Source organism: Collinsella sp. AM31-2AC (genome assembly GCF_003469285.1).
In the GTDB taxonomy this organism is placed as follows: Bacteria; Actinomycetota; Coriobacteriia; order Coriobacteriales; family Coriobacteriaceae; genus Collinsella; species Collinsella aerofaciens_AT.
Window position 1 is genome coordinate 1 of the sequence record NZ_QSJB01000023.1, and the last position, 25,230, is coordinate 25,230.

25 protein-coding genes, 2 tRNA genes and 1 pseudogene are annotated in these 25,230 nt (G+C 57.5%); 26 read left to right on the top strand and 2 right to left on the bottom strand.

Features of this window, described 5'->3' with window-relative positions; all coding sequences use genetic code 11:
* Window positions 1-147: 147 nt before the first annotated feature.
* The 16 genes from DW796_RS09235 to ffh all read left to right on the top strand — a co-directional run bounded on the left by DW796_RS09235 (window position 148) and on the right by ffh (window position 15,404).
* Window positions 148-222, top strand: a tRNA-Asn gene (locus DW796_RS09235).
* A gap of 34 nt (window positions 223-256) precedes the next feature.
* Window positions 257-331, top strand: a tRNA-Asn gene (locus tag DW796_RS09240).
* Window positions 332-492: 161 nt separating this feature from the next.
* On the top strand, window positions 493-882 hold the full coding sequence (locus tag DW796_RS09245; protein WP_006234031.1) for an Asp23/Gls24 family envelope stress response protein: 390 nt from the start codon (window positions 493-495) through the stop codon (window positions 880-882).
* A gap of 27 nt (window positions 883-909) precedes the next feature.
* Window positions 910-2,571 (top strand): DAK2 domain-containing protein, encoded by a 1,662-nt coding sequence (locus DW796_RS09250; protein WP_118094964.1) that lies wholly within the window; start codon window positions 910-912, stop codon window positions 2,569-2,571.
* Window positions 2,572-2,581: 10 nt separating this feature from the next.
* The gene (gene recG / locus DW796_RS09255; protein ID WP_118094966.1) at window positions 2,582-4,759 is read left to right on the top strand and encodes an ATP-dependent DNA helicase RecG; all 2,178 of its coding nucleotides are present in this window, start codon (window positions 2,582-2,584) and stop codon (window positions 4,757-4,759) included.
* Window positions 4,756-5,412, top strand: a complete 657-nt coding sequence (gene rsmD, locus DW796_RS09260) for a 16S rRNA (guanine(966)-N(2))-methyltransferase RsmD (RefSeq protein WP_117716043.1) — start codon at window positions 4,756-4,758, stop codon at window positions 5,410-5,412. Before recG ends, rsmD begins: the two co-directional genes overlap by 4 nt.
* Window positions 5,405-5,902 (top strand): pantetheine-phosphate adenylyltransferase, encoded by a 498-nt coding sequence (gene coaD, locus DW796_RS09265; RefSeq protein WP_117629285.1) that lies wholly within the window; start codon window positions 5,405-5,407, stop codon window positions 5,900-5,902. Before rsmD ends, coaD begins: the two co-directional genes overlap by 8 nt.
* 68 nt (window positions 5,903-5,970) lie before the next feature.
* The gene (locus DW796_RS09270; RefSeq protein WP_040358176.1) at window positions 5,971-6,468 is read left to right on the top strand and encodes an ATPase; all 498 of its coding nucleotides are present in this window, start codon (window positions 5,971-5,973) and stop codon (window positions 6,466-6,468) included.
* Complete coding sequence (locus DW796_RS09275; RefSeq protein ID WP_117637762.1) at window positions 6,468-7,022, top strand: DUF177 domain-containing protein; 555 nt, start codon at window positions 6,468-6,470, stop codon at window positions 7,020-7,022. Before DW796_RS09270 ends, DW796_RS09275 begins: the two co-directional genes overlap by 1 nt.
* Before the next feature lie 64 nt (window positions 7,023-7,086).
* Window positions 7,087-7,266 (top strand): 50S ribosomal protein L32, encoded by a 180-nt coding sequence (rpmF, locus tag DW796_RS09280; protein ID WP_022094017.1) that lies wholly within the window; start codon window positions 7,087-7,089, stop codon window positions 7,264-7,266.
* Window positions 7,267-7,353: 87 nt separating this feature from the next.
* Complete coding sequence (gene plsX / locus DW796_RS09285; protein WP_118094968.1) at window positions 7,354-8,373, top strand: phosphate acyltransferase PlsX; 1,020 nt, start codon at window positions 7,354-7,356, stop codon at window positions 8,371-8,373.
* A 124-nt stretch (window positions 8,374-8,497) separates the two neighbouring features.
* On the top strand, window positions 8,498-8,740 hold the full coding sequence (locus DW796_RS09290; RefSeq protein WP_118094970.1) for an acyl carrier protein: 243 nt from the start codon (window positions 8,498-8,500) through the stop codon (window positions 8,738-8,740).
* 3 nt (window positions 8,741-8,743) lie between these two features.
* Complete coding sequence (gene rnc / locus DW796_RS09295; RefSeq protein WP_117583423.1) at window positions 8,744-9,469, top strand: ribonuclease III; 726 nt, start codon at window positions 8,744-8,746, stop codon at window positions 9,467-9,469.
* Between the two features lie 10 nt (window positions 9,470-9,479).
* A complete protein-coding gene (smc, locus tag DW796_RS09300; protein WP_117816782.1) occupies window positions 9,480-13,016 on the top strand; it encodes a chromosome segregation protein SMC in 3,537 nt (1,178 codons plus the stop codon).
* The gene (ftsY, locus tag DW796_RS09305; RefSeq protein ID WP_117564147.1) at window positions 13,016-13,933 is read left to right on the top strand and encodes a signal recognition particle-docking protein FtsY; all 918 of its coding nucleotides are present in this window, start codon (window positions 13,016-13,018) and stop codon (window positions 13,931-13,933) included. The genes smc and ftsY overlap by 1 nt, the downstream gene beginning before the upstream one ends.
* A 10-nt stretch (window positions 13,934-13,943) precedes the next feature.
* On the top strand, window positions 13,944-15,404 hold the full coding sequence (ffh, locus tag DW796_RS09310) for a signal recognition particle protein (RefSeq protein ID WP_118094972.1): 1,461 nt from the start codon (window positions 13,944-13,946) through the stop codon (window positions 15,402-15,404).
* 120 nt (window positions 15,405-15,524) lie between these two features.
* Here ffh and DW796_RS09315 read toward each other — a convergent pair whose 3' ends face one another.
* A complete protein-coding gene (locus tag DW796_RS09315) occupies window positions 15,525-16,295 on the bottom strand; it encodes a DUF134 domain-containing protein (protein ID WP_118094974.1) in 771 nt (256 codons plus the stop codon).
* A 166-nt stretch (window positions 16,296-16,461) separates the two neighbouring features.
* On the opposite strand from DW796_RS09315, the gene thyA reads away from it, so the two are divergent.
* Both thyA and DW796_RS09325 read left to right on the top strand, forming a co-directional pair.
* Window positions 16,462-17,310, top strand: a complete 849-nt coding sequence (thyA, locus tag DW796_RS09320; protein WP_118094976.1) for a thymidylate synthase — start codon at window positions 16,462-16,464, stop codon at window positions 17,308-17,310.
* Window positions 17,311-17,319: 9 nt separating this feature from the next.
* Window positions 17,320-17,838, top strand: coding sequence for a dihydrofolate reductase (locus tag DW796_RS09325; protein ID WP_118094978.1), 519 nt, complete (start codon window positions 17,320-17,322; stop codon window positions 17,836-17,838).
* Between the two features lie 330 nt (window positions 17,839-18,168).
* Here the strand turns inward: DW796_RS09325 and DW796_RS09330 are convergent, their stop codons facing one another.
* On the bottom strand, window positions 18,169-18,699 hold the full coding sequence (locus DW796_RS09330; RefSeq protein WP_009247529.1) for a helix-turn-helix domain-containing protein: 531 nt from the start codon (window positions 18,697-18,699) through the stop codon (window positions 18,169-18,171).
* A gap of 423 nt (window positions 18,700-19,122) precedes the next feature.
* Here DW796_RS09330 and DW796_RS10770 point away from each other — a divergent pair, with 423 nt between their 5' ends.
* The 8 genes and pseudogenes from DW796_RS10770 to DW796_RS10680 form a co-directional block, all read left to right on the top strand.
* The gene (locus tag DW796_RS10770) at window positions 19,123-19,335 is read left to right on the top strand and encodes a LysR family transcriptional regulator (protein ID WP_118094980.1); all 213 of its coding nucleotides are present in this window, start codon (window positions 19,123-19,125) and stop codon (window positions 19,333-19,335) included.
* Complete coding sequence (locus DW796_RS09340; protein WP_009247527.1) at window positions 19,336-20,427, top strand: site-specific integrase; 1,092 nt, start codon at window positions 19,336-19,338, stop codon at window positions 20,425-20,427.
* Window positions 20,417-20,752, top strand: a complete 336-nt coding sequence (locus DW796_RS09345; protein WP_009247526.1) for a hypothetical protein — start codon at window positions 20,417-20,419, stop codon at window positions 20,750-20,752. Before DW796_RS09340 ends, DW796_RS09345 begins: the two co-directional genes overlap by 11 nt.
* 83 nt (window positions 20,753-20,835) lie before the next feature.
* On the top strand, window positions 20,836-21,501 hold the full coding sequence (locus DW796_RS09350) for an ATP-binding cassette domain-containing protein (protein WP_233539718.1): 666 nt from the start codon (window positions 20,836-20,838) through the stop codon (window positions 21,499-21,501).
* A gap of 84 nt (window positions 21,502-21,585) precedes the next feature.
* Window positions 21,586-22,083, top strand: a complete 498-nt coding sequence (locus DW796_RS09355; RefSeq protein WP_009247521.1) for a nucleotidyltransferase domain-containing protein — start codon at window positions 21,586-21,588, stop codon at window positions 22,081-22,083.
* A gap of 301 nt (window positions 22,084-22,384) precedes the next feature.
* Window positions 22,385-23,299 (top strand): RNA methyltransferase, encoded by a 915-nt coding sequence (locus DW796_RS09360; RefSeq protein WP_118094982.1) that lies wholly within the window; start codon window positions 22,385-22,387, stop codon window positions 23,297-23,299.
* A gap of 125 nt (window positions 23,300-23,424) precedes the next feature.
* Complete coding sequence (locus DW796_RS09365) at window positions 23,425-24,774, top strand: MATE family efflux transporter (protein ID WP_118094984.1); 1,350 nt, start codon at window positions 23,425-23,427, stop codon at window positions 24,772-24,774.
* A 243-nt stretch (window positions 24,775-25,017) separates the two neighbouring features.
* Window positions 25,018-25,230, top strand: a pseudogene (locus DW796_RS10680) (hypothetical protein); the annotation flags it as partial.

Here is a 25,230-nt window from a genome sequence, read left to right on the forward strand (position 1 = left end):
GCAACGCGTTGCGCTGAGTCCTGAGGCTGTTGCAATGAAAATGAGAATCAAGGCCAATGACTGGGCCGGAAAAATTCTTAAAAAAGTTCTTGCCCTTCGCCCAATCGTCCGTATAATAAACTTCGTTGCTTGAGAGCACGCACCTATTCCTCGGTAGCTCAATGGTAGAGCACGCGGCTGTTAACCGCGCTGTTGTAGGTTCGAGTCCTACCCGGGGAGCCAGAATTTCTCAGCCCATTTCGTTGGGCTTTTAAATTCCTCGGTAGCTCAATGGTAGAGCACGCGGCTGTTAACCGCGCTGTTGTAGGTTCGAGTCCTACCCGGGGAGCCAGGTTGTAAAACCCGTCGCATATGCGGCGGGTTTTTTCATGCCGCGATCGCCTGTGGCGAACGTTACCGTATCAACATTTCGTGTCGAGGATGTAATCGTGAACCCCGCCGCCTTAACATGGCGCGGTCGTTGTAAAATGTTGGAATGATTGCTCCCACGACATGGTGCCGCGAGCACCAGAAAAGGAGATTCTTGTGTCTGAGACCATTAACGGCAGCCTGAGCGTCTCGAACGACGTTATTGCCGATATTGCCGGTTATGCCGCGATGACGTGCTACGGCGTCGTCGGTATGGCCGAACAGCTCCAGGGCGCCGAGAGCGTGCGCCTGCTTGCTGGCCAGCGCCTCCGCAAGGGCGTGCTTGTTTCCGCCGACGAGAACGGCCTCACGGTCGACCTTCACGTCGTGCTCGAGAACGGCGTCAACATGAAGTCCGTCTGCCACAATCTTTCGAGCTCCGTCGCCTTCACCCTACAGGAGATCGCCCAGATCGATCCCGCCAGCCTTAAGATCGGCATTCACATCGACGCGCTCAAGAGCCGTCTGAACTAGCATCCGAAAACGGAGATTCAAATACCCATGATTGCAAAGACCATTCGCACCTGTTTTCCGATCGCTGCGGCTGCCGTTTCCGACAAGGCCGAGGAGATCAACAAGCTCAACGTCTTCCCCGTCCCCGACGGTGACACCGGCACCAACATGTCGCTCACGCTCGCTTCGGTGACCAAGGAGCTCTCTGCCCTTCCTGCCGACGCCGACATGGAGGCCATCGCCGGCGCCATCACTCACGGTTCCCTTATGGGCGCCCGTGGCAACTCCGGTGTCATCACCTCGCAGATCCTGCGCGGTGTGGCCGAGGGTCTTGTCTCTGCCGACGAGCCCATTACGTCCGCCAACATCGCTTATGCGTTCCGCCGAGCCGTCAAGGTCGCCTTCCAGGCCGTCCGCAAGCCTATCGAGGGCACGATCCTCACGGTGCTGCGCGATGTCTCGACCAAGGCCGACGAGTGCGAAAAGAAGAAGTTCTCGGCCGAGGATGCGCTCGACGCTATCGTCGTCGAGGCCTACCAGTCCGTCGCACGCACGCCCGACCTGCTGCCCGTCCTCAAGGAGAACGGCGTGGTCGACTCCGGCGCCTTCGGCTTTGCTATTTTCCTGGAGAACTTTGTTGCCGCCGCGCTTGGCCGCAGCACCGTTGTCGAGGATTTCTCCGCCACGTTTGATTCCGCTGGCTCTGCCCGCGACGCGGCCCTCAATCGCGTTGAGATCGAGGCCAACGACGACTGGGAGGGCTCGGAGTTCCGTTACTGCAACGAGTTCCTCTTTAAGGCCGACGCCCCGTTTGATGAGGACGAGTGCCTTAAGTTCCTGGGCTCCATGGGCGACTGCGAGCTGCTCGTGGGTGCTTACCCCGATTACAAGATTCACGTGCACTCCAACACCCCCAATCTGGTGCTCGAGCACATGTTGCAGCTTGGTCAGATCTATGAGGTCTTTATCCACAACATGGAGATGGAGGCCCATGACCGTACCGCCAAGATCCACGAGGATCAGGAAAAGGCCGCCGAGCCCGCCAAGGCGCTGGGTTTTGTCGCCGTTGCCGCCGGTTCCGGCGAGGCAGACATCCTCAAGTCCCTCGGCGTTGACGTGATCGTCTCGGGTGGCCAGACCATGAACCCCTCGACCGCCGACTTGCTGGGCGCGGTAGACCAGGTCAACGCGACCTCGGTCATCATTCTGCCCAATAACGGTAACATCCGCATGGCCGCCGAGGCTGCCGCTTCTGCCTGCACCGACAAGAAGGTTGCCGTCGTTCCCACTAAGACCGTCCCGCAGGCCTTCTCCGCGCTGTTCGCGGTCCTGCCCGATTCCGAGCTCGAGGACGCCGTTGCCGCCATGGTCGACGCCATCAGCGAGGTCCGCGATGGCGAGGTCACCCGTGCCGTGCGCGATTCCAGCGCCTCCGACGGCTCGCCGATTCACTCCGGTGACGTCATGGGTATCATTGCCGGTTCCATTGACGTGCTCGGCTCCGATGTGAAGCAGGTCACGCTCGATTGCATCAACCGCATGCAGGAGGAAGAGGAGGGTGACGCGCTGACGATTCTGGCCGGCGAGGAACTGTCCGATGAGGCCTTCCAGGAGATCGTAGACGCCATTGAGGAGGCTCAGCCCGATTTGGAGATCGACGCCCATCGTGGCGAGCAGCCGCTCTATCCCGTGATCTTCTCGATCGAGTAGGCAACTGCCCATGTCCGAGCTGTGCTCCGTGCCGCGCGTCTCGGAGCGCTTTGCCCAGAGCAATGCGCTCGACGAGGATATCGCGCGACTCAAATATGTTTCGGGTAAACGTGAGGAGGCCCTTCGCCGTCTGGGAATTCGGACGGTGGGGGACCTCCTTCTCCATATCCCTCATCGATACCTCGACTTTACCCGTTCGTGGTCCATCGAGATGGCACCCATCGGTACCGTGTGCACCATCATCGCCACGGTCGACCGTATCGTTCAAAAGCAGCCTCGCCCGCGTATGCAGGTGACCGAGGTCTCGCTTGTTGACGAGACGGGCGTGCTGCAGGTCGCCTTTTTCCGCCAGCCATGGATTGCCCAGCAGCTTAAGCAAGGCGACCGCCTGGCCGTGATGGGCAAGGTCGAGTTTGCCTATGGTTTTAAGCAGATGGCCTCTCCGCATTTCGAAAAGCTCGAGGAGGGACGTGCCGCGGGAACTATCCTGCCGGTCCATTACGTGAGTGATGGCGTGAGCCAGGCGTGGATGCGCCGCATCGTTAGCGGCGCGCTCGAGGTCGTCGGCAATCCCTTTGATCCCATTCCGGCACCGCTGCGCGCAAAGCGGAAGCTCATGAGCAATGCCCGTGCTTTGCGCTCAATCCATTTTCCCTCGAGTATGGCTGAGCGCGATATCGCGCGCGCACGGCTTGCCTACGAGGAGTGCCTCTACCTGCAGCTGGCGCTGCGCCTGCGCAACGACGGCGGCCTGGTCGATGTGGCGCCCTATGCCCACACCGCGGGCGATCGTCTTGCCGCGCTCAAGCAGGCCCTGCCGTTTTCGCTGAGCGACGAGCAGGAGGCCGCGTTCCAGGATATCCTGCGCGATATGTGCGATGGCGGGCGCGTGATGAACCGCCTGCTGCTGGGCGATGTCGGTACCGGTAAGACCGCCGTTGCCGCCTGCGCGCTGGCTGTGGCTGCCGATAGCGGTACGCAGGCCTGCGTTATGGCGCCCACGGGCGTGCTGGCGCGCCAATATGCCGATAAGACCGGCCCTCTGCTCTCGCAGGCCGGCATGTCCTGGGCGCTTCTGACGGGTGCCACGCCGGCCGCAGAGCGCGAGCGCATCCATGCACAGCTGGAATCGGGCGAGCTTGACGTGCTCTTTGGCACCCACGCGGTGCTTTCGGATGACGTTGCGTTCAAGCATCTATCGCTCGTGGTCATCGATGAGCAGCACCGGTTTGGCGTCGGCCAACGCAACGCCCTGCGCGCGAAGGGCCCCGGTGCCGATCTGCTCGTTATGACGGCTACGCCCATCCCGCGTACGTTGGCGCTTTCGGTCTACGGCGATCTGGACACGAGTATCATCCGCCATCGGCCCGTCCCTGGCGCTGGCGTGACGACGCGTGTTCTCACCGAGTCGAGCCGTGACCTCGCCTATGGCGCCATCCGCGAGGCGCATGAAAAGGGTCAGCAGGCCTACGTGATTTGTCCGCTCGTGGAGCCGAGTGACTCGGCCGATGAGCTGGAAGACGTGCCCGGCATCGCCCGCGACGACGAGGGTCGCGTGACGGTTCCCGTGCCGCTGCACGATACGGCGACCGAGCTCGATCGCCTGCGTCTGGCGTTGCCGGGGCTTGCCATCGAGCGCCTTCACGGCCGCATGCCAGCGGGGGAGAAGGATCGCGTGATCGACGCCTTCAAGCGTGGCGAGATCGATGTGCTCGTCTCGACTACGGTGGTCGAGGTGGGCGTCGACGTGCCTAACGCCACCGTCATGGTCATCGAGAACGGCGAGCGCTTTGGTTTGGCTGCTCTGCACCAGCTGCGCGGTCGCGTGGGCCGTGGCAGCGTGTCGGGCACGTGCCTGGTCATGACGCACTCCAAGGGCAACGGCGGCGCTTCGGCAGCACAAGATCGCCTGCAATCGCTCGAGAAGACCTCGGATGGCTTTACGCTCGCCCAGATGGACCTGCGTCTGCGCCACGAGGGCGAAATCCTGGGGTACCGCCAGCATGGCGGAGTGACCCTGCGCTTTGTTGACCTGGATGCCGACGAGGAGCTGATCGAGTGGGCCCATTTGGACGCAGTCGAGCTCTTGCGGTATGCTTGCAACCTTGACTCCGTGGCGACGCGCCCCCTGCGCGATGCAGTCGCCATGCGATATCGACACATTTTTAAGGAGGTCAGCGGAGGATGAGAATCATCGGCGGCGAATGGCGCGGTCGTAAGATCGAGGAGCCCCGTGGTCGCGATGTCACCCGCCCCACGACCGATCGCGTGCGCGAGGCATGCGCATCTATGGTCATGTCGGCATTCGACTTCGATCTGGACGAGGTCCGCGTGCTGGACGCTTTTGGCGGCTCCGGTGCCTTAGGGTTAGAGATGCTCTCACGTGGTGCCCGCTCACTCACGACGTTCGAGATCGATCGGAATGCCGCGCGGCTCATTACCAAGAATATCGAGTCGCTCTGCCGTGACCGTGCGCGTTGGCGCGTGGTAACGGGCGACATGCTGGCGAGCGCCTCGCGCGGTCGTGTGCCGGGCGGCCCCTTTGATCTGGTCCTGCTCGACCCGCCCTATGCTTTTGGTGCCGAGCCGGTCGAGATACTGCTGCAGAACCTGGCTCAGCAGGGTCTGCTTGCACCTGGCGCTTATGCCCTGTTTGAGCATGCCGCCGCCGATGCGGGCGCGCATCCGGCAGGCTTTGAGATCGTGCGCGAGAAGCGCTACGGCATTACCTCGGTCGACCTGCTTCGTTGGGTCGGCGATGACGATAGTGAGGAAGATTGCGCCGGCACCGATGCTTACAACAACGATGCCATGACGGTTCAGGAGAACGCCCATGAATGACACCATCAACCGCGTGATCGTCCCGGGCACCTTCGATCCCATCACGTTTGGCCATATCGATGTGATCCGCCGCGCCCGTCGCATCTTTCCCAGCGTGATCGTCGCTGTTGCCGAGTCGCAGGGCAAAAACGGCGTGGGCACCACGTTTATGCTCGATGAGCGCGTGGCGCTGGCCCGCGAGGCGCTCGGCGATATCGACGGCGTCGAGGTCCTGCCCTTTACCGGCCTCTTGGTCGACTTCGCTCGTGAGCAGGGGGCGGGGGCCGTGGTCAAGGGCCTGCGCGCCATGACCGACTTTGAGTATGAGCTGCAGCAGGCCGACCTCAACTATCGCTTGGATAACGAGCTGGAGTCCATCTTTGTCATGAGTGCTCCGCAGTACGGCTACATCTCGAGTTCGGTGGTGCGCCAGATTGCTTCGCTCGGTAGCGACGTTTCCAATTTTGTTCCGCCCAATGTGGTCAAAGCGCTCAAACATCGCTTTTCGTGACGTTTCTTATTGCCTGGTGGCATGTGGTAAACTAGCACGATGATATGTTACCTATGAAAGGAGACCGGATGCCGGGCGAGAATTTTCCTGGCGATAGGATCGTCAGCTTGGTCGATGAGCTCGAAGGGCTGATCGAGGAAGCCAAGCCGCCTTTCGGCAAGAACGCTCAGTTCAAGGTCATCGACGCCGACGTGTTCTTCAACATCCTCGACGAGATCCGCATGAGCTATCCCGAGGAGTGGCAGAAGTCCCGCCGTATCCTTAAGGAGCGCGAGGAGCTTATGGCTTCCGCCGCCGCCCAGGCCGATTCCATCATCGCCGACGCTCAGCAGCAGGCCCTCACCATTGCCGGTGAGCAGGAGATCGTCCGCCTTGCGCAGCAGCAGGCCGACGACATCCGCGATCGTGCCCAGCAGTACGAGCGCGAGACGCGTTATGCTGCCGAGGACTATGCAGAGCAGGTCTTTACGCACCTGGAGGAGAACCTCAAGAGCCTGACCGGCACCGTTACCCGTTGCCGTCAGCAGCTCAACGAGGGTGCCGCCCAACAGAATGGTCAGTGGTAATGGCTGAGTTCCCGAGCGTTACCGTCGATCTTTCCGAGCAGCTCGAGTTTCCTGGAGATTCGTATCCGCTGACCGGTAAGGTCGATGTTGCCACCTATACGGTGGGCGAGAAGGAGTACCAGCTGCAGAACGGCATTGATTACGATGTGGTCTTTACCAATGCCGGCACCGGTGTTCTGCTTACGGGCATGGTCCGCGCGCATGCAACCGGTGAGTGCGACCGTTGCCTGGAGCCCGCTTCGTTTGATATCGCCGGTGAGATCGAGGAATTCTATCTCTTTAACGAGCCCGAGGATCCCGAGGCCTACGAAGACGGCTACGAGTTACTGGGCGAGGATCGCATCGTCGATCTGGGTGAGCCCATCAACGACGCGGTTGTCATGGACACGCCGTTCGTTGTCCTGTGCAAGCCCGATTGTCGCGGCCTATGCCCCACCTGCGGCATCAATCTCAACGTCGAGCAATGCGATTGCGCCGCTCAAGCAGAGGCCGAATGGGCCGCTGCCACGGAAAATCCATTTGCAGCATTGAAGAATCTCAAGCTTGACGAGTAAAACTGTGGTAGTATCGCTACTTGCGCGTAATCGCCACACTGGATAGTTCATAAGGAAGGTCACTATGCCCGTACCTAAACAAAAGCAGGGTCGTATCCGCACTCACACCCGCCGTTCCGCCAACATGAAGATCTCGGCTGCGGCTCAGTCCACGTGCCCCCGTTGCGGCGCTGTCAAGCTCCCGCACCACGTGTGCCCCAGCTGCGGTTTCTACAAGGACCGCGAGGTTATCGTTACCGAGTAACTGTATACTCTGGATGCGATGCCGTTCCAACTGGAACCACAATGGCCGGCTCAATGAGTCGGCCATTTTTGTATAAGGAGTATGTATATGAGTAACGTTCGCGTTTGTGTAGACGTTGTGGGTGGAGACGAGAAGCCCCAGGTTGTCCTCGACGGTATCGAGGCGGCGCTTGCGGTGGATCCCGATATCGAGGTCTTGGCCGTCGGTCCCGCAGAGATCGTGAACCCCTTTGCCGCGGCTCACGCTCGCGTTGAGGCCTTGGAGGCGCCCGATGTCATCGCCATGGATGACGATCCCATTCGAGCCGTGATGACCAAGCGCAAGTCCTCGATCGTGCTTGCCTGCCGCGCTATCAAGAAGGGTAACGCGGATGCCTTCTTTTCTGCCGGCTCCACCGGCGCCATGACCGCTGCCGCTACCGCCTACGTGACGCCATTTAGGTATCAGGCCGAGGGCAAGAAGCAGCCGGTCCGTCCGTGCCTCACCAATGCACTGCCCAACCGCGCTGGCGGCCTGACGGTCCTCTGCGACATGGGCGCCAACCCCGATGTCGAGGTCGACGACATGGTTCGTTTTGCCCAGATGGGTAGCGCCTATGCGCGCGTCGTCTTGGGCATTGAGCATCCCCGCGTCGGTCTGCTTGCCAACGGCACCGAGGACGAAAAGGGCTCCAACTTCACCAAGTCGTGCTTTCCGGCCATGAAGGCCGCTGTTCCCGGTTTTGTGGGCAACTGCGAGGGCACCGATCTTACGTCGGGCAATTTTGACGTCGTGGTCGCCGACGGCATGTCGGGCAACATCGCACTCAAGGCCACCGAGGGCGCTGCCAAGTTTTTGCTGCAGGAGCTCAAGGGTGTCTTTATGTCTTCGCTCGGCACCAAGATTGCCGCGCTGCTCATAAAAAAGCAGATGCGCGAGATTAAGGCAAAGCTCTCGGGTGATGCTAAGGGTGGCGCCATTCTGCTGGGCCTGCGTGGCGTAGTTCTGATCGGCCATGGTGCCACCTCAGTCGAGGCCGTCAAAAACGGTACGCTCGCCGCGGCGGAGGCCGTGCGCGCCGGGCTTGTCGAGAACGTCGCCAACTCTATGGACGGCATCGTTTTGTAGGAGCGAGTTAGGGCGCTGTTATGTGCCTCGCGGCCTGCGTCGTGGGGTAGAATCAAAACCGTGTCTTGGCGCTGCGCTTGCGGCGCCAGCGCGTTGATGTTCACGCAATACGAGAGGAAGCGCTATGGACCGCTTCGAAATCTTCGATAAGATCGCCGAAGTCGCCGCTGACGTTCTGGGCGTCGATGTCGCCGAGATTAGCGACGAGACCACCTTCGACGATCTCGATGCCGATTCGCTCGAGCGTCTGCAGCTGGTGACGGCCATCGAGGACGAGTTCGACCTCGAGATCGATGACGAGACCCTGCTGTCGCTCAACTCTGTCGCCGACGCTGTCGACGCTATTGAAAACGCCAAGGAGGCCTAAGTCTTGGCTTTATCTCAACGACTCGCGCGCGCCCAGGAAATCCTGGGCCACGAGTTCAATAACAAGGTGCTGCTGCGCGCGGCGCTCACGCACCCCTCTGCCGTGGAAGGTCAGCCCGTCTCGGCGAGCTATGAGCGTCTTGAGTTTTTGGGCGATTCCATTTTGGGCGCCGTGGTTGCCCGTTCGCTCTTTGAATCCTATCCGGAGTTTGACGAGGGCAAGCTTACGCGCCTGAAGGTGTCCCTTGTCTCGGGTGCCACGCTGTCCGAGGTGTCCCATGAGCTGGGCATCGACGACATCATCATCTTTGGTGCCTCCGAGACCGGTACCGGCGCGCGCGGCCTGCACTCGGCGCTCGAGAACGTCTACGAGTCGCTCGTGGGCGCGCTGTATCTGGATGCTGGCTGGGATGCGGCGGCGGAGTTCATTCACCGTACGCTTAAGCCGCACCTGGCCTCCGAGCGTGCCGAGCACCCCGCGAACCCCAAGTCGTTCTTGCAGGAGTGCGTGCAGGCCGACGGCCACGAGCCTCCGGCGTACAAGCTCGTTGGCTCTGAGGGCCCGGCGCACGCACCGACCTTTACCGCCGTGGTCCTCATCGACGGTATTCGCCAGGGCCGCGGCACCGGTTCCTCCAAGAAGGAGGCCGAGGGAGCCGCTGCGCTCGAGGCGCTCGACCGCATGGGTTACACCACCAACGGCGTGATTCTCAACAAGAAGCCTGTTTAAGCGAGGAACCGTGTATCTCAAGTCCCTCACGCTCAAAGGGTTCAAGTCGTTTGCCGACCGCGCCCACATGACGTTTGAGCCGGGCCTAACCGTCATCGTCGGTCCCAACGGCTCGGGAAAATCGAACATCTCCGACTCGATTCTGTGGGTCCTGGGCGAGCAGAGCGCCAAGCAGCTGCGCGGCCAGGCCATGGAGGACGTCATCTTCTCGGGCTCGTCGGCGCGCAAGCCGGTGGGTGTGGCCGAGGTCACGCTGGTGCTCGATAATTCGGACCATATGTTGCCTGTCGACTTTGACGAGGTGGCTATCACCCGCCGCATGTACCGCTCGGGCGAAAGTGAGTACCTCATCAACTCGAGCCCGTGCCGCCTGATGGACATCCAGGACATCCTGCACGATTCTGGCCTGGGCAAGGATACGCATTCCATCATCAGCCAGGGCAAGCTCGATGCCATTTTGCAGAGCCGCCCCGAGGAGCGCCGCGCCCTCATTGAGGAGGCCGCCGGCATCTCCAAGCACAAGCGCCGCAAGGAGCGTGCGCTCAAAAAGATCAAGTCGATGGACGAGCACCTAACCCGTGCCCGCGACATCAATAAGGAGATCGCCCGTCAGCTGCGGCCGCTGGAGCGTCAGGTCGATCGCGCGCGCAAGTACAAAGAGCTGTCCTCGCGCGCGAACGAGCTTACGCAGATGCTGGCCGTCGACGAGCTGCGTTCGCTGCAATCGCAGTGGAACGACCTGGAGAGCCGCTCTAAGGAGGGCGCCGCCGAGCTGGAGCTTGCGCAGTACCGTCTGGGTGAGAAAGAGCGCGAGCTCGAGAAGCTCCAGGTCATGCTCGAAGAAAAGGGCCTGTTTGTGGGCGACTTGGGCGAGCAGCGCCGGCACATGCAAGATGTGGTCGGCCGCATTAATTCCGACATGCGCCTGCTCGAGGAAAAGGGCCACAACATGGTGTCGCGCCTGTCCGACATGCGCGGCCAGATCTCGAGCTCCGAGCATCAGCGCCGTCGCGTAGTCGAGGAGCTCGAGGATGCGCGTGCCCAGCTTGAGGAAGTGACCGGCGCGCATATGCAGGCCCAGGAGGACGTCGACGCCGCTGGTCCTGCCGCCGCCGAGCTTCACGAGCGCCGCGTGGCGCTTGATGCGCAGATTTCGCAGTTCATGCGCGAGCAGCGCGATGTGCAGCGTGTGGCCGATAACGCCGCGCTCGAGCTCGCCAAGGTGAAGGATTCGCTTTCCAATGCCGAGGTCGAGGACAACATGTATGCCTCGCGCCTGGAGCAGATTGATGAACAGCTCGAGGAGGTCACGGCATCGCTTGAGAGCCGCCGCGACCGTGCCGAGGAGCTTGAGAGCGCCCTTGAGGCGGCTCGTCAGGCCCAGAGCGATGCGCGCGAGGCCACCGAGACGGCACGCGCTGCCCTCAAGGACCTGCGTGCCCGCGAGGGCGAGGCGCGCAACAAGCTGTCCGAGGTACGCTCGGAGCTTGCCAGCCAAAAGAAGCTCGATGCCCGCATGGCAGACAGCTCGCCGCTCGTAAGCCGTCTGGTGGGCGCGCTGGGCGATGATGTTTCGGGCCGTCTGGGTGATGTGCTCGAGGCACCGCGTGAGCTTGAGGGCCTGGTTGAGCAGCTGCTCGCCGGCGATATCGATGCCCTGTTGTTCGATAACGCTGCCGCACTCGAGCGCGCCGGTCGCGCTGCCCTGGACCAGAAGAAGGCCTCGGGCGAGGCGCTGCTGATGGCGCGCGGCGTGAGCGGCTCTGCTGCCGCCGAGAGCGCTGCCGGTTCGCGTCTGGTCGATCGCCTGTCCGTGCGCGCCGGTTATGGTCCGGTTGTCGAGGCACTGCTCGGCGGCTATTACGTGGTCGATGATTTGGCTGCCGCACTGGCCGCGCCCGTCGTTGACGGTGTGACCTACGTGACGCCCGATGGCGCCCGCGTGAGCTGTGGTGGCCTGGTGCGTGTGGGGCTCGATGCCGGCGAGGCTTCGGGCGCTTTGGAGCGCAAACGTCTTATCCGCGAGCTGGAGGGCCTGGAGCCCGATCTGGCTGCCGTGTTTGAGCATGTGTCGGACCAAGTCGTTGAGGCCAACGTCGCCGTCGAGGAGGCCCGTGCCGCCGAGGGCGATGCCGCTGGCGAGATCGCCCGTCTTGAGGGCGAGCGCCGCTCGCTGCTCTCCGAGATCGGCCGCCTGGAGCAAAGCGCCAACAATGCCGAGGTCGAGCGGGTGCGGATTTCCAAGCGTCGCGAGCAGGCCGCTGAGGCCGTTCGCGCCGCGCGTCCGCGCGTGGACGAACTTACCCGTTCGCGTGACGAGGCCCGTGCGCAGGCGAGCGACTTAGGCTTGCAGATTGCCGAGGCCAACGACGAGCTCGATCGCGTGCGCCGCGACGATTCCGAGGCAGCCGGCAAACTCGCCGACGCCAAGGTTCGCCTGGCCCAGACCAGCGAGCGCCTTCGTTCGCTGAAGGGCCGCGTGCCCGATCTGGAGCATCGCCTGGAGGGCATCGACCGCCGTATCCGCGGAACGCGCCAGGCCTCGCGCTCGCTCGAGCTCCTGCGCCTGCGTGTCGACCCCATGCACGAGCGCTATTCGGCCCTGCTGGAGCGCGCGTCGGATTGGGCTGCGCGCCTGCGCGACCAGGCGTCGCTCGAGGAGGCGGACTCGGCCTCGCTCAAGAAGACCATCGAGGACGCCAAGACCGAGGTCGCCCGCGCCAAAGAGCGGGTCGATGTTGCCGCCACGACGCAAAATGAGTTCAAGGTGGCGCGCGGCAAGCTCGAGGTACAGGTCGAGGCTGCCATCAAGGCCATCACCGCCGATGGCACCACGGTGCTCGAGGAAGCGCTCATGCTTCCTGCGCCTACCGACCGCGACGCCGCCGAGCGCGAGCTCAACCAGCTCGTGCGCCAGATCAACAACCTGGGCCCTGTGAACCAAGTCGCCATGGAGGAGTACGAGCAGCTCAAGCGCCGCGCCGATTACATTGAGGAGCAGCTGGCCGATTTGGAGAGCGCGCGCAAGGCGCTCACCAAGATCACGGTGGCCATTGATCGCAAGATGCGGAAGGCCTTCCTGGTGACGTTTGAGAAGGTCGACGCGAACTTCCGCGAGATCTTCGCTATGCTCTTCCCGGGCGGTCAGGCTCATCTGGAGATGACCGATCCCGAGCATCCTGCCGAGACGGGTATCGAGGTCGTGGCGCAGCCGCGCGGCAAGCGCATCACCAAGATGATGCTCATGTCGGGCGGCGAGAAGAGCCTGACGGCGCTCGCCCTGCTCTTTGCCGTGTACCGCACGCGCACGGTGCCGTTCTATGTGCTGGACGAGGTCGAGGCGGCACTCGATGACGCTAACCTGTCCAAGCTCATCGGCGCCCTCGATGTGCTGCGTTCCGATACGCAGCTCTTGGTAATCTCGCATCAGCGCCGTACTATGGAGGATGCTGACGTTCTCTACGGCGTCTCGATGCAAGCCGACGGCGTCAGTCGCGTCGTCTCGCAAAAACTCGATCGCGAAACCGGAAAGGTCGTGAATGCATAATGGGATTCTTTGACGCACTCTCGCGCGGACTTGAGCGCAGTCGCGAGGCCCTCAACGAGGTCTTCTACTTTGGTGGCGAGGTCGACGAGGATTTTTGGGAGGACCTTGAGGACACCCTCGTCATGGGTGACATGGGTGCCGAGGTCGCTATTCAGGTCTCCGATGACCTGCGCGACGCCGCCGCCAAGAAGAACCTCAAGACCGCCCCGCAGCTTCGCCGCGCCCTGGCCGAGCAGCTCGAGGGCCATTTTGTGCCTGTTGAGCGCGATCCGTTTTCCGACACGCCGAGCTGCGTGCTGTTTGTCGGCATCAACGGTGCCGGCAAGACCACGACGGTCGGCAAGATTGCGAGCGCCATGGCCGCCCGCGGCAAGAACGTGGTGATCGGTTCGGCCGACACCTTCCGCGCCGCCGCCATCGAGCAGCTCGATGTGTGGGGCCAGCGTGCCGGCGTGCCCGTCATCAAGCGTGACCGCGGCTCCGATCCGGCGAGCGTGTGCTATGACGTGCTCGACGAGGCCGATAAGCGCGGCAGCGACCTGGTGCTCATTGATACCGCCGGTCGTCTGCACACGAGCCCCGAGCTCATGCGCGAGCTCGCCAAGGTGGTCAACGTGACGCGTAAGCGCGCCGCAAATATGGCCGCCGGTCCCATGCCGGTCTCGGTCGTGCTTGTGATCGATGCCGCCACTGGCCAGAACGGTCTGAACCAGGCGCTCGAGTTTAACGAGGCGCTGGGCCTGGACGGTATTATCATGACTAAGCTCGACGGCACGGCTAAGGGCGGTATTGCCATGGCCGTGGCCGAGAAGCTCAAGCTCCCGATCCTGCGCATCGGCGTGGGCGAGCAGGTCGATGACCTGCAGGAGTTTAACGCCAAAGATTTCTGCCGCGCCCTGGTGGGCGAGTCCAATTAAGGAGTGACTAGTGTTTGATTCTCTGAGCGATCGCCTCAACGACACATTTGACCGCTTGCGCGGCAAGGGTAAACTGACCGAGGCCGATATCACTTCGGCCATGCGCGATATTCGCATGGCGCTGCTCGAGGCCGACGTTAACTTTAAGGTTGTCAAGGAGTTCGTTGCCAAGACCAAGGAGCGCTGCATGACCGCCGAGGTCATGGAGTCGTTGTCGCCGGCGCAAAACGTCGTCAAGATCGTGCTCGACGAGCTCACCGAGATGCTCGGCTCAACCGAGAGCAAGCTCGTCTTTAGCAACCGCATTCCCAATGTCATCATGCTCGTGGGCCTGCAGGGCTCCGGTAAGACCACGGCTGCCGTAAAGCTTGCCTACCTGCTCAAGAAGCAGGGCCGCTCGCCGTTGCTCGCCGCGTGCGACGTCTACCGTCCCGCCGCTGCCGACCAGCTGGCCACGCTCGGTGGAGAGATCGGCGTTCCGGTCTTCCGCGGCGACGGCGCGCACCCGGTCGACATCGCCAAGGGTGCCATTCAGGAGGCCGTCGACCACCTGCGTGACGTGGTCATTGTCGATACCGCCGGTCGTCTTCAGATCGACGAGCAGATGATGCAGGAGGCCGTCGACATCAAGAAGGCCGTCAAGCCCGACCAGGTGCTGATGGTCGTCGATGCCATGACCGGCCAGGATATCGTTAACGTCGTCTCGACCTTCGCCGATCGCACCGACTTTGACGGCGTGATCATCTCCAAGCTCGACGGTGACGCCCGTGGCGGTGGCGCACTTTCGGTGCGTCAGGTGACCGGCAAGCCCATCAAGTTCGTGAGCATGGGCGAGAAACCCGATTCTCTTGAGCCGTTCTATCCCGATCGCATGGCCAAGCGAATCTTGGGCATGGGCGACGTCGTCGGCATCATCGAGAAGGCCCAGGAGGCAGCCGATGCAGAGCAGCTCGAGGCTGCCGAGCGTATGCTGCGCGAGGGCTTCACCATGAACGACATGCTCGACCAGATGAAAGCCGTCAAAAAGATGGGCGGCATGAAGGGTATCCTGGGCATGCTCCCCGGTGGTCAGCGTGCACTCAACCAGATGGGCGGCAACCTGGACGAGGGCATCTTCGATAAGAACGAGGCCATCATCATGTCGATGACCAAGGAGGAGCGCCTGCGTCCCTCCATCATCAACGGTCAGCGTCGCGCGCGTATTGCCAAGGGCGCCGGCGTAACCCCCACCGAGGTCAACAGCCTTATGAAGCAGTGGGGCGAGATGAATAAGATGATGGGCCGCATGCGCACGATGGCCAATCAGGCACAGGCCGGCGGCAAGAAGGGCAAAAAGGGCAAGAAGGGCAAGAAGATGCGCATGCCCAATATCCCTGGGCTGGACGCTATGGGTCTGGGCGGCATGGGCGGTCCCAAGTCCGATATGGAGCTGCTGCGCCAGATGGAAGCGCAGATGCGTAATAAGAAATAGAGCTGTAATTCCAGCTTGATATGGCAAAGGCCACTCGGATGCTACCGGGTGGCCTTTGTTGTTGGCTTTGATTGTTGGGTTGCGTTCGGCTTCGCGCCCCGAGCTCGCGGTGCCGTGCCGTTAGTGGCAGCCGCAGCCCTCGTGGCCTTCGTGGTCGTGGTGGCCGTGGCAGCCGCAGGACCCGCCATGCTCATGGGTGTGCTCGTGGTCGTGGCCGTGGCCATGGCAGTCGCAGGTGGCCTCGCCGGTCTGCGCGAGCGTGCCGGCAATGAGGGCCTCGACGCAAGCGTCGCAGCTGCCCTGGGCACCTGCGTATACCGTGATGCCGGCTTGGGCAAGCGCGTTGATGGCGCCACCGCCGATGCCGCCGCAGATGAGCGTGTCCACGCCACCGTTGGCGAGCAGGCCCGCAAGGGCACCGTGGCCGGTGCCGTCGGTGCCCACGACCTGCTCGTTGAGTACCTTGCCATCCTGAATGTCGTAGATCTTGAACTGCTCGCTGCGGCCAAAGTGCATAAAGATGTTGCCGTTGTCGTACGTGGTTGCCACCCTCATGGTGTCGACCTCCTTTGCTGGCCATACGGCCGTTGCCGTGGTAATGGGGGAGTACGCAATATTGCCGCCTTCGATGATGAGCGCCCGACCATTGACCAACGCGTTTGCCACCTTGCGATGCGCGCGGCTGCAGATGGCCGCCACGGTGGCACGGGCGATGCCCATTTGCTGGGCGACAGCCTCTTGGTTGAGACCTTCCAGGTCGCACAGGCGCAGGACTTCGAGCTCGTCGACCGTCATGTCGATGGCGTCTCCGCTGGCAAGGCCGTCGGGGGTAAAGCCGCGATATTCGGGGATGATCCCAACGCGGCGCAGTTTTTCGCGTCTTCCTGCCATGTGCTCTCCTTATCTGACATATGTCAACAATAGAATAGCGAACGCGCAGATTTACGCAAGGAATTTCTGGCATATGCCAGAAAATGAAGGCATATGTTTGGGCTGTGGGGCCGCATGTGCCTGGGATACAATGAATCTCGCTTATAGGCGACTGACGGGAGGGTCAATGAGCAAAGCTGATCAACAGTTTGTAACCATGTGCCGCGATATTTTGGACCATGGCACCACCACCGAGGGCCAAAAGGTCCGTCCGGTGTGGGAGGACGGCAACCCTGCCTATACCATTAAAAACTTTGGTGTCACGGCACGCTATGACCTGCGTGAGGAGTTTCCGGCGCTTACCCTGCGCCGCACGGCGCTTAAGTCTGCGATGGACGAGATCCTGTGGATCTATCAAAAGAAGTCCAATAACGTGCATGACCTCAACAGCCATATTTGGGATGAGTGGGCCGACGAGACTGGCTCCATCGGCAAGGCCTACGGGTATCAGATTGGGCAGAAAAGCCATTATGCCGAGGGCGACTTTGACCAGATGGATCGCGTGCTGTACGACCTTAAGCATACGCCGTACAGCCGCCGCATCATGACGAATACCTATGTGTTTAGCGACCTGTCCGAGATGCACCTGTATCCGTGCGCCTACAGCGTGACGTATAACGTGACGCAACGCCCTCAGGATGACAAACCGACGCTCAACATGATTCTCAACCAGCGTAGCCAGGACATTTTGGCCGCGAACAACTGGAATGTGTGCCAGTATGCCATTTTGCTGATGATGGTTGCGCAGTCGGTCGATATGATCGCCGGTGAGTTGCTGCATGTGATCGCCGATGCCCACATTTACGACCGTCATGTCGATATCGTCCGCGAGCTTATCGAGCGTCCGCAGTTTGCCGCGCCTAAGGTAACGCTTAACCCCGATGTGCATGACTTCTATGCGTTTACGACCGACGACCTGATTGTCGAGGGCTATGAGCACGGTCCGCAGGTCAAGAACATCCCCATTGCGGTGTAGGTGACGCGCATGACGTGTAAGCTTTCTGCCATTGTCGCCGTGTGCGATGACTGGGGTATTGGGTGCGAGGGCGACATGGTGGTGTCCAACCGTGCCGACATGCGTCATTTTGTGGCGTGCACCAAAGGTTGCCCGGTTATTATGGGGCGCAAGACCCTGCTGAGTTTTCCCGGCGGGCGTCCGCTCAAGAATCGTCGCAATATCGTGCTCACGCGCGACGAGGATTTTTCGCCCGAAGGTGTCGACGTGGTGCATAGTATCGGCGAGGCGCTCGCCGCGGTTGCCGATGAGCCCGTTGCCTGGGTGATCGGCGGCGGCGATGTCTATCGGCAGTTTTTGCCGTACTGCGTGGAGGCCGAGGTCACGCATAACCACTGCGTCCATCCCGTGGACACGTACTTTCCCGACTTGGACGCCGATCCCGCGTGGGAAGTTGCGCGGCGCGAAGGGGTTGCCACGATTGCCGCGGGCGAGGGTGACGAAGGCCTCGATTATGAGTTCGTGACGTATCGTCGCATTGAGGCGTAAATCTCCTATTTGCCCACGGTATTATCGGGTTGGAATAAATCGAGTTGCTTAAAAAAGCCAGTGTTTATGCGGGTTTCAGCGATTTCGATTAGTCTTTTGATAACAAATTGATAACAGTCATAGCAAGTGCCATTATTCTTGTTATCCAGTGGTTTATGGGTAACGGAACAATTAACAGGTGGCTTGCAGACTAAAGTTCGGAGCTTGGCTCTGAACAAATTCCATATTATAAACTAAGCCCTTAGCTGTGGTTAATAACCATAGTTAAGGGCTTTTTTGTCGTTGCCAAAGCATCTGTAGGGAGCTGCCAGTGGCAGGTCCTGTAGGTGCTTATTTATCTTTCAAGTGGTCTTTGAATGCTTCCACGAGAGCGTCACTTAATTCCTGTGATGGAACTTTTGCCCAACGCTGTGTGGTGTCGAACTCTGGATAATGGTAACGCCAGTTATCGTATTCTTCTCTGTTGATTTCTTCGGAAGATAGCTTGTCTGCCTGTTCTTTCCAAGCATACAGCATTTTGAGGAGTTCATATGCTTCTCTGCCTTTGTCCTTGTTGACCTTTAAGCATACCTCTCCGTCTGCTTCACTGACAGTAAGACCGTAAATATCTTCAAGGGTAAACAGAGTGTGCATAAGACCGATATAGCTGTCTATGTCAGGAACATCAAGAGCCTGTGGAGAAACATCAAGCACCTGTGCCAATGCATTTGTAAGGTCTGCTTTCGGTTTGCGTGTACCAGTTTCGTACTGTGCCAAACGCACATCAGCACTCTTTTCTGGAAAACCGATTGCTGTACCGAGATACTTTTGTGTCATACCACGCATTAGTCTGAAAAAATGTATTCTTTCGCTGATAGCCATAATGATACGCTCCTTTTATATTTAGTGAAATAAGTATAGCAGAAATGTTTAGTGGAAGTCAAGAAAAACCGAAACAAAAATGTTTAATATTTTCTTTGCAACCACTTGACAATAGCAAATATGTTTAGTAAAATAAATTACGAATTAAACAAATATGCTTAATGCGACAACTGAATGACCGTCCGAAAAGCCAAACCGCCAAGACCTCGTCGGAGCAAGTTCCGTATCGTTCGCTTGTGTGCAAGCACAAAAGCTCATTCGCTGCACTGCTCCTCCTCTTCCCCAAAAGTCTCCGACTTTTCGGGAACCCCTATACGAGCGAGCGCCTGATGTACTGCGGTGCATTGGGACAGCACAGCGCCTGCCGACAAGCAGGAGTGCCTGTTGGAACTTTAACACGGAGAAAGCGGCAAGCAAAAAATTATTTTAAGAAAGGAAGAAAAAGGATATGGAAACAGATTTATCCGAGCCGAAGATGTGGCTCAGGAACTAAACGTATCAAAACCTTATGCATATAAACTCATCAGACAATTAAATGAGGAATTGAAAGCAAAGGGCTTTATTACGATTGCAGGGCGTGTAAATCGCCAGTATTTTTACGAAAGGCTCTACGGAGCAGGAAAGGGGGAAATGTAAATGCCGGTATTTAAGAATGAAGATAACGGTACTTGGTATGTGATGGCAAGGTATGTGAACTGGAAAGGGGAACGCAAGCAGAAATGCAAGCGTGGCTTTGCTACCAAACGAGAAGCACAGGAATGGGAAAGAATGTTCAAATTGCAGACTTCTTCAGACCTTGATATGAGTTTTGAAGCCTTTACGGAGCTTTATATCAATGATGTGAAGAACCGTTTGAAGGAAAACACGTGGCTTACCAAAGAGCATATCATACGCACAAAGATACTTCCGTATTTCGGGAAACTGAAAATCAGCGAGATTTCCACAAAGGAGATTATTACTTGGCAGAATGAAATGCTTGCCTATCGTGATGAGAAGAAAAAGCCTTATTCACAGACGTATCTGAAAACGCTGCACAATCAGTTGTCCGCCATTTTCAATCACGCTGTCCGCTACTATGAACTGCGTTCCAATCCTGCGGCAAAGGTGGGAAATATGGGACGTGAGGAACACAAGGAAATGCTGTTCTGGACAAAGGAAGAATACAAGAAATTCTCTTTTGAGATGATGGACAAGCCTGTTTCCTTTTATGCGTTTGAAATGCTTTACTGGTGCGGTATCCGAGAGGGCGAGCTGTTAGCTTTGACTCCGGCAGATTTCAACTTTGATAAGGAAACAGTCACAATCAATAAATCCTATCAGCGTTTGAAAGGGCAGGATGTGATTACTTCTCCGAAAACGAAAAAGAGCAACCGCACGATTAAAATGCCGAAGTTTCTGTGTGAGGAAATGAAAGAATATCTCGGTATGCTTTACGGATTGAAGAAGAAAGACCGTATCTTTACGGTGACGAAAAGCTATCTTCATCACGAGATGGACAGAGGGGCAAAGGCGGCAGGCGTGAAGCGTATCCGCATTCACGATCTCCGTCACAGCCACATTTCACTCTTGATTGATATGGGCTTTTCTGCGGTGGCGATTGCTGACCGAGTTGGTCACGAAAGTATTGATATTACTTATCAGTACGCACACCTCTTTCCGTCAAAGCAGATTGAGATGGCAGAAAAATTAGATGATTTAGGGAAAGGAGATTTTGAAAATGTCAGCTAAGAACAGAGATAACAAAAATCGTTGGAGGAATATCACAGTAGGGTTTCGAGTATCGCCCGAAGAAAACGAACTCATTAACAGAGCTGTAGCTCTATCAGGATTGCCAAAACAGGAGTATTGTTACCGCCGTTGCTTAAATCAGGATGTGGTGGTACAGGGCAATCCGAGAGTGTATAAGGCGTTGAAAACGGAATTTGCCACAGTCCTTGCGGAACTGAAAAGGATTGAAGCAGGAAAAGGTGTGGATGATGAACTGCTGAGTGTAATAGAACTGATTTCCATTATTCTCGGCGGTTTGAAAGGAGAGGATGCGAATGGAGAATAAAAAAGAAATGACTATTCCAAATGTATCTGCGGCAACAGATGCGGAACAGTCACTTTCCAAATGTACTGACAGAAGATGAAAATATGACTCAGATGCCGGAACAGGAAGAAGCAATCTTTGTCAAATTAGGGGATGAAAACTCACACATTCCCGCAGGAAAAACGGTCATAGAATATGAACTTTCAAAGCTTGTGACTCCGGATGGCAAAAGAATTTTAGCAGAAGGAATTCATTTAAAAATAAAAGGTTCAGAAAAAATCTGTATGATAGGAGCCAACGGGGCAGGAAAAACGACTCTTCTAAAAAAGATAGCGGAAGAACTCCTAAATCGGAATGACATTAAAGCAGAATATATGCCTCAAACTTATGAAGACCTGCTGGATTTGGATGTTACACCGGTTGATTACCTTGATAAAACAGGAGATAAAGAAGAGCGTACAAGAATTAGAACATACCTTGGTTCACTTAAATACACACCAGATGAAATGGAGCATCCGATTCGGGAGTTATCAGGCGGACAAAAGGCGAAAGTGCTTCTCTTGAGGATGAGCTTAAGTGGTGCAAATGTTCTTATTCTGGATGAACCGACAAGAAATTTTTCACCATTGTCCGGTCCGGTAATAAGAAAAATGCTCCGAGAATTTCCGGGGGCTGTCATTAGCATTTCTCACGATAGAAAGTATATTGAAGAGGTGTGCGATAAAATATATCAGCTAAATCCTAATGGATTACAGCTAATTGGTGATTGATAACAAAAAGGATGAAAGACTGACAAATTTCAGGCTTTTAGTGAGTTGGAAAGCATACAAAGATTTGAATTTGGAGGATAGATTATGGTACGTACAGAAGATGCATGTGAAATTATAAAATATGCTTTGCAAAACGAAATTAAAGTATATTTAGATGGCGGATGGGGTGTTGATGCACTTCTTAAAAGAGAATCAAGAATACACAATGATATTGATTTGTTTGTTGAACTGAAACATTATCATGATTATATTTATGTGATTAAGCAGCATGGATTTGAGGAAGTAAATACTGATTATACAACGGATGGTCATACTGTCTGGAAAGATGATAAACAAAGAATCATTGATTTACATTGTTTTGAATTTACAGATGACGGAATTGTTTATGAGGGAGATATATTTCCATCAAAAACTTTTTCCGGTATTGGAAAAGTTGGAGATATAACTGTTTCTTGTATTGAACCATTGAGTCAGGTAATGCTTCATTTGGGATATGAACACGATAAAAATGATGTGCATGATGTGATGCTGTTGTGTGAAACATTTCAAATAGCAATACCAGATGAATATAAGGAAAAGTAAAATTTCAGTTTTGTGTTGAATCTCTAAGCAAAATAGCTTATAATTTGACATGCTACATATAGTTATTATCCACAGTTATCGAGTAGGTGTTATCAATGCCGATAACAAAATGATAACATTAGCTCGTATAGGCAGGATAATATGGATATATCAAATAATCAAAAGAACGAGAAACATTACAGAGAATAATTCCTAAACAAAAAGCGTTAGTCTTTGTAGAATTCGAATGATTGAGGGGCGGCGCTTGGCGTCGCCTCGTTTGATATAGATGCTGCTGTAAGAAGGGTGCGGGCTGGCTACTATGACTGATGCCGTTGAGGTGCTGCGAATCGATTCGCTCGAGGACGAGCGGCTCGATGCCTATGTGCGACTGACCGAGCGTGAGCTGCGCTGCGTACTGGAGCCGCAGAAGGGCATCTTTATCGCCGAGAGCGCCAAGGTCATCGAGCGTGCGGTGCGTGCCGGATACGAGCCGGTGAGCTTTCTTTTGGGTGAACGCTGGCTCGACCAGATGATGCCACTGTTTGAGCGCTTGGTTGTGCGCGAGGGAGCGGGTCCGGTCCCGGTGTTCGTGGCCTCGATGGAGCTCATGGAGCAGTTGACGGGCTTTAACGTGACGCGCGGTGCGCTCGCGGCGTTTCGTCGCCCGCGTCAGATTCCGGTCGATGAGTTCTTGGGTGGCGTTGTCGAGGCGGCGGGGGAGCGCCCCGTGCGTGTGTGCGTGCTCGAGGGCATTGTCGACCACACCAACGTCGGCGCGATTTTCCGCTCGGCGGCTGCGCTGAACGTCGATGGCATTTTGGTGAGCCCTACGTGCTGCGATCCGCTGTACCGTCGCTCGGCCCGCGTGAGCATGGGCACGGTGTTCCAGGTGCCCTGGACACGCATTGGCAGCGAGGCGCGCGTATGGCCGCATGATGGGCTGGCGGCGCTACACGATGCCGGCTTTTCGTGTGCCGCTATGGCGTTGACGGATGATTCGGTGTCGCTGGACGATCCCGCGCTCCAGGAGATTGACCGCCTGGCAATCTTTATGGGTACCGAGGGTGCCGGCTTGGGCGCTAAGACCATTGCCGGCTGCGACCGAGCCGTGCGCATTCCGATGGCGCATGGGGTCGATTCGCTCAACGTGGCCGCGGCGAGCGCCGTCGCCTTTTGGCAGCTGTGCCCGCGCGTGAGCAACGAGTACCACTACCAGCCGGGTTTGTATCACTAGGCAGATATTCCGCACCGCGCTCTGATTCGGGGTGTTTCGGTCGCCGCCAGTCGGTGCTAAGCTGGTTTTGGCTTTGGTTTTAAATTGCTGTTTTGTCGGTTGACGTGCGCTTTTGGGGAGGGCGTGTGGCTAAGAAATCTACGGCTATCGATGCAACGCAAGGTGTCATTTGGCAGCAATTGCTGTCGCTGTGCGTTCCCATCTTTTTTAGTTCGTTTTTTCAGCAGGCTTACACGCTTATCGGCACCTATATCGTCGGTCAGTTTGGCGGCAAGCTTGCGCTTGGCGGCATTCAAGCCACGATGGTGCTCACCGAGCTCTGCATTGGTTTTTGCGTTGGCGTTGGCGCCGGTTGTGCCGTTATCACCGGTCAGTTTTTTGGCCAGCACGATAGCGAGCGTCTGAGCCGTTCGGTCCATACAGCCATGACGCTTGCTTTGGTGGGCGGCATCGTCGTTTCCATTCTTGGCATGGTTTTTGTCGAGCCCATGCTGGTGTTGATGAATACGCCGCACGAGCTGCTTGCCGAGGGCGTTGCCTATGCTCGCTGTTATTTTGCCGCGATGGTTGCGGCACTGCTGCTTAATATGGGAACCGCACTGCTGCGTGCCGTGGGGGATACGCGCGGTCCCGCTGTGATCATTGCCTCTGGCTGCCTTGTTAACGTCGTGCTGGATATCATCTTTGTCGCTGTGTTGCATATGGAGGCGCTGGGCTGCGGCATCGCGGTAGCGCTGACCATTTGCTCCAATGCAACGATGATCGTATTGCGCATGATGCGCGCTCCGGGTGCATGGCGTCTTTCGCTGTCTAAGCTCGGCATCGATCGCGGTATTTGTAAGAGTATGATCTCGTGCGGTCTGCCACTCGGTTTTCAATCGGCTGCCTATTCGATCTCGAACGTGCTGATTCAGGTGTCGGTCAACTCGTTTGGTGCCGATGTCACGACCGCTTGGGGCCTTTCCGGCCGCCTGGACGGCATTATCTGGATGGTGACCGAGGCGCTCGGCGTGTCGATCACCACGTTCTCGGCGCAGAACTTTGGTGCGCGCAATTACGATCGCATGCGAAAGGGATACCACACGTCGCTCGTGCTGTCGTTTATGCTCATTGGTGGCCTGTCTGCCGTGCTGCTGGTGTTCTCGGGTCCGTTGTCGCGTCTGTTTATCGACGATGCCGCGATTTCGGCCTACACCACGACGATTCTTCATTTCATCGCGCCGTTCTACGCGATCTTCTCGATTATCGAAAACGCGTCTGGTTCCATCCGCGGTGCCGGCGTGAGCTTGCAGCCTATGATGCTCACGATATTCGGCACGGTCGTGCTCCGCGTGGCGTGGGTGTTCGCGATTATGCCGCTCGACCCCTCGCTCGAGCATCTGCTGCTGGTCTACCCCGTAACCTGGGTAATAACCGCCACGATGTTCACCATCTACCACCACAGCGGCAACTGGCTAGGCCGCGCCACTGCCTAGCCGGCACTTGGGAACTGGCTAGGCCGCGCCACCGCCTAGCCGGCACTTGGGGACGTTCCTTTTCTGCCGGCACATAGGGACGTTCCTTTTCTGCCGGCACTTTGGGACACTCCTTGGGAAGTAATTTCGCCTTTTTCGGAGACTCTGTTTGTCGTGCCCTGTAAACTGTCAAAACGGGCTTAGCAAATTAGATCGTCCGCGCCTATCAGATGTTGCCCGGTGGGTTTGTGATGGGAGGGCGATATGCCAAGAACGGGTAGAGTCGTTTCGTTAACAGGCTATAACCACATAATCGCACGCGGTAATGGCGGCATCTGCATCTTCGAAGACGATGAAGATCGCTATCGGATGCTTACGCTGTTCGAGGATAAACTTGTCGGTAATGGCGTTGGCGTTACAGCATGGGTACCGTCAAGATTCTTTCGCAAATTGATCGAGGCGGCCTCGGCCCCGCCT